This is a genomic window from Phormidium pseudopriestleyi FRX01 (assembly GCF_017313335.1).
Lineage (GTDB): Bacteria > Cyanobacteriota > Cyanobacteriia > Cyanobacteriales > Laspinemataceae > Laspinema > Laspinema pseudopriestleyi.
The window spans coordinates 1-4,803 of record NZ_JAFLQW010000001.1; the positions used below are offsets into that span (position 1 = coordinate 1).

At 48.6% G+C, this 4,803-nt stretch carries 3 protein-coding genes; 2 read left to right on the top strand and 1 reads right to left on the bottom strand.

Going from position 1 to position 4,803, the window contains the following annotated elements; genetic code table 11:
* Both J0895_RS00005 and ureC read left to right on the top strand, forming a co-directional pair.
* Positions 1 to 1,671, top strand: a 1,671-nt coding sequence (locus tag J0895_RS00005; protein WP_207086098.1) for a CHAT domain-containing protein, incomplete at its 5' end; no start/stop codon positions are given.
* 287 nt (positions 1,672 to 1,958) lie between these two features.
* Positions 1,959 to 3,692, top strand: coding sequence for an urease subunit alpha (gene ureC, locus J0895_RS00010; protein WP_207086099.1), 1,734 nt, complete (start codon positions 1,959 to 1,961; stop codon positions 3,690 to 3,692).
* 649 nt (positions 3,693 to 4,341) lie between these two features.
* On the opposite strand, the gene J0895_RS00015 is transcribed toward ureC, so the two are convergent.
* Positions 4,342 to 4,803 (bottom strand): 2-oxoadipate dioxygenase/decarboxylase family protein (locus J0895_RS00015; protein WP_207086101.1); only part of this gene is annotated, 462 nt, incomplete at its 5' end.

The window sequence follows — 4,803 nt, forward strand, 5'->3', positions numbered from 1 at the left end:
ACAGAAACTCCCACAGACATCCCACCTGGAGATACCCCAGTCATACCTGTTGACAGCCCAGGGGAAGTGCCGACACCGATTCCCGTTCAACCCGTGGAACCGATTAATATTCAGTCGCCCGAACCCACTGTCCCGGTTATCATACCCGAGAATCCAGAGGTTCCCTTTGGGGAGGAAATTCCCCTACCTGTGGTTGAGAATAATCCCGAACCCGACCCCACAAGCGAAAGTACCAATCCTATAGAGGGCCAGATTCTCGAAGGTGCCCCCAGCACAACGGGAGAGGCACAGCCTTTTAATACCCTATCTAACCAAGAAGTCGATCGCCCGCGTTATGAAAGTCAGTTAGCTGTGGCTGATATTGGATTGGCGGTTCAAATGTTAGAAGAATATCAGGCAATGGAGTTTAGCAATTACTTAGAAGTGGATTTATTTGGAGAAACTGCTACTCCCGATGAAATTGCTCAAAAGTTGTATGATTTGTGGCAAGAAACGAATAACAAGAGTGCCTTGATTTATGTTTCAGCATTAGCGGATCAATTAGAATTGGTGATAATTTTTCCGCACAATTTTGAGGTAGCGGGAGGCAGTTCTGACTTAGTGGCTTCCACCCATTTAGCCCAAGGACTGATTGACAGGACGATAGATATAGCCGTTCGCGAAACCGTGCCCAATGTCTCTCGGGAACAGCTTCTCGAACAGGTGCAAAACTTGCGATCGGAACTGACGAACCCCAGAAGGCTCAACAGTAAGAGTTACTTACCGATCGCCCAACAACTCTATCAGTCCCTGATTGCTCCAATGGAAGCACAACTGGAAGCCAATGGGATTGAAACCTTAGTCTTTTCTATGGATTCTGGATTGCGAACTCTTCCCCTAGTGGCTTTGCATGATGGAGAACAGTTTTTATTGGAAAAATATGCTGTTGCTTTAGTCCCCAGTTTTGGCTTAACCGATGTCACCTATTCCGATATCCGCAACCGCGAAGTTTTAGGGATGGGTTCTGCTATTTTTGATGACCTCAGTCCCCTCCCTGCGGTGCCCACTGAATTGCAAAATATTGTGAGCAATCCCTGGGGTGGAAATGTCTTCCTAAATGAAGAGTTTACTGCCAATAATTTCCGACAAATTAACCGAGAAAAACGATTTGGAATTATCCATTTGGCAACCCATGCAGAATTTCAAGGGGGGAGTTTGGATAAGTCTTATATCAAGTTTTACGATAGTCGGGTTGGACTGAACCAGATTCGAGACTTAGCCACAGAACTCGGGTGGAATACCTCGGACAATCCTCCCATTGAACTATTAACCCTAAGTGCTTGCCGGACGGCAGTAGGAGATACCGAGGCTGAGTTGGGATTTGCGGGGTTAGCGGTACTTTCTGGGGCTAAGGCATCGTTAGCCAGTTTCTGGTATGTCAGCGATGGTGGAACTCTAGGATTAATGAGTGAATTTTATTCCCAATTAGGGGAAAAACCACTGAAAGCCGAAGCTTTACGGCAAACCCAACTGGCGATGTTAAGGGGAGAGGTTCGGATAGAAAATGGGATGTTACTTCTCTCGAATGGCAAAACCGTCCCCCTACCACCGGAATTAGTGGCCCAAGGAAATATGACCCTATCTCACCCTTATTTTTGGTCTGCGTTTACCGTGATTGGAAATTGGAATTAACCCGATTAGGATTGAGACTCAATCCGGTTTTCGGAGGTTTACAAACACCCCCATCCTTAAGGGTGTGGGGTGTTAATACTAGGCCGGTCAAGGTGTCATCCAACGAGCAATAATTGTAGGACTTACGGTGGGCCGCAATAATTGTAGGGTGGGCACGGCCCACCGGACTTACGGTGGGCCGTGCCCACCCTACTCAAGAGCACTAACGCCGGTTTAATTCTCCCTCAAATGGGATAAACTAATTGGAACCCTAAAATGATGGGCGAGAATGGAGTGAGGGAACGTCAATGAGTTATAAAATGGATCGCCGCGCTTATGCGGAAACTTATGGCCCAACGGTGGGCGATCGCATTCGGTTAGCCGATACAGAATTATTTATTGAAGTTGAACAAGATTTTACCACCTACGGCGATGAGGTGAAATTTGGCGGGGGAAAAGTTATCCGCGATGGCATGGGACAATCCCCCATTGCTAATGATAGCGGGGCGGTGGATTTAGTAATTACCAATGCGGTGATTCTGGATTGGTGGGGGGTTGTTAAAGCCGATATCGGGATCAAAGATGGCAAAATATTTAAAATTGGTAAGGCGGGAAATCCTTATATCCAAGATCATGTTGATATTATTATCGGTCCGGGAACCGAGGCGATCGCCGGGGAAGGGATGATTCTCACAGCAGGGGGAATCGATGCCCATATTCACTTTATTTGTCCCCAACAGATTGAGGTGGCGATCGCCTCGGGAATTACTACCATGTTAGGTGGTGGAACCGGACCCGCCACCGGGACAAATGCCACTACCTGTACCCCCGGACCTTGGAACATTCATCGGATGTTACAAGCGGCAGATGCCTTCCCGGTGAATCTCGGGTTTATGGGCAAAGGCAACAGCAGCAAACCCCGCGCCTTGGTGGAACAGGTCCTCGCTGGGGCGATGGGGTTAAAGTTGCATGAAGATTGGGGAACGACTCCAGCGGCGATCGATACTTGCCTAACCGTTGCCGATGAGTATGATGTGCAAGTTGCTATCCATACCGATACCCTCAATGAAGCCGGATTTGTAGAACAAACCATCGCCGCCTTTAAAGACCGCACTATTCATACTTACCATACGGAAGGGGCCGGTGGGGGACACGCCCCGGATATTATCAAGGTTTGCGGACAAAAAAATGTCTTGCCCTCTTCCACCAATCCGACCCGCCCTTATACAGTCAATACCTTAGAAGAACATTTGGATATGCTGATGGTTTGTCACCATCTCGATCGCAGTATCCCGGAAGATGTCGCCTTTGCCGAATCCCGGATTCGTCGAGAAACCATTGCCGCTGAGGATATTTTGCATGATCTCGGGGCTTTTAGTATGATTTCCTCTGATTCTCAGGCAATGGGACGGGTGGGAGAAACCATCATTCGCACTTGGCAAACCGCCCATAAAATGAAGGTACAGCGCGGGTTTTTGTCCTCGGATGACCGCAAAGATGCGATTCCCAGTACAACAGAACATGATAATTTCCGGGCGCGGCGTTATATTGCTAAATATACGATTAATCCGGCAATCGCCCACGGGATTGCTAATTATGTGGGGTCGATTGAACAAGGCAAACTGGCGGATTTATGTCTGTGGCGTCCGGCATTTTTTGGGGTAAAACCGGAACTGGTGATCAAAGGTGGGGCGATCGCCTACGCGCAAATGGGAGATGCCAATGCCAGTATTCCGACTCCCCAACCGATTCATTCTCAGCCGATGTTTGCCAGTTTTGGAGGGTCTCGGACGGCGACATCTTTTACTTTTGTCTCCCAAGCGGCATTGGATTTAGAAGTACCAACTCAGTTAGGATTGAGAAAACAGGCGATCGCAGTTTCAGATACCAGAACTATCGGGAAACGGGACATGAAATTAAATGAAACTCTGCCTTATATTGAAGTAGACCCGGAAACCTATCAAGTTTGGGCGGATGGTCAATTACTCACCTGTGAACCGGCGCAAGTGTTGCCTTTGGCACAGCGGTATTTTCTATTTTAAGCAATCTCACAAGACAATCTTGGAGTGGTAAGGAGTGGGAGCATTTTTTGGGTGCATTCCAGTTTCGACAGTCTGCCCTCATCCCCCGGAGCCCCATTCTCCCAAAAAGGGAGAAGCCCTCACCCTCAGTCCCTCACCCCCTTTGGGAGAGGGATTTAGGGTGAGGGCGGCTTTCAAAGTCCCCTTCGACCCCCTTCGACAAGCTCAGGACAGGCTTCGGCGGGGCTCAGGGCTCAGGACAGGCCTCTCCCCCTTTGGGAGAGGGATTTAGGGTGAGGGCGGCTTTCATTGGGATGCTCCCACTACAAACAAAGAGAATAGAAAAACAAATAGCCCGAAAGATAATAACAGGAAACCTGCTATTACCTTTCGGGCTTTTATCCCGCCTTGTAACCAACAACTGTTTCTAAGCCTTGAACGTGAAACTTAGAAACAGAACCACTCCGAGGTTGACTCAATTCTTTTGAATCCAGGTTTAAATTCGTCAATTCAAATCAGAATCCAAGCAAGGATTAAGTTCTCTGCTTTACCGTTAGCAACAGTTTTTAGTTCTGCAATGCTTTCTATTTAAAAAACTTTAGCAAAAGCCAGAGAGCAAGACTGTAATGAAAGTTACCGTTAACTGAATTTATCGAAAAATTTTACAAAATCACCCTGGATGGGTGGTGCTTCCCTGGGAACGGGTCATTTCAAAGAGTTGGGCGGCGTTGGGGCCTAGGAACCCTTGAAAGAGTTGAGGATGTCCCGGGGTGGGTTCGATCGCAAATCTTTGGGCGATTTCATAATAAGCATAAGTCCAGGGAATTTGCAGAAATGGACCCTCCGGGCGACTGCGGATGGTCACGGATTCCTGTACCGCCTGGGTTGCGGTTTGACGTAATCCGACTTCGGCACTCCCTTCAATCCCAGCTTTCATCGGGACACCCCGATTACGGAGTGCTTGGGCGGTGGTTTCGATATCCGGATAAGCGGGGGTATTTTGGCGGTTCACATAGCCGGTAAAATGGTTGACGGCATAGCCATGCAGCAAGACCCAGGCCCCGTACTGACTCACAGCATTGACCTGTTCCAGGTGCGATCGCACCGGCGGCATCCAGGGACGAACAAACAG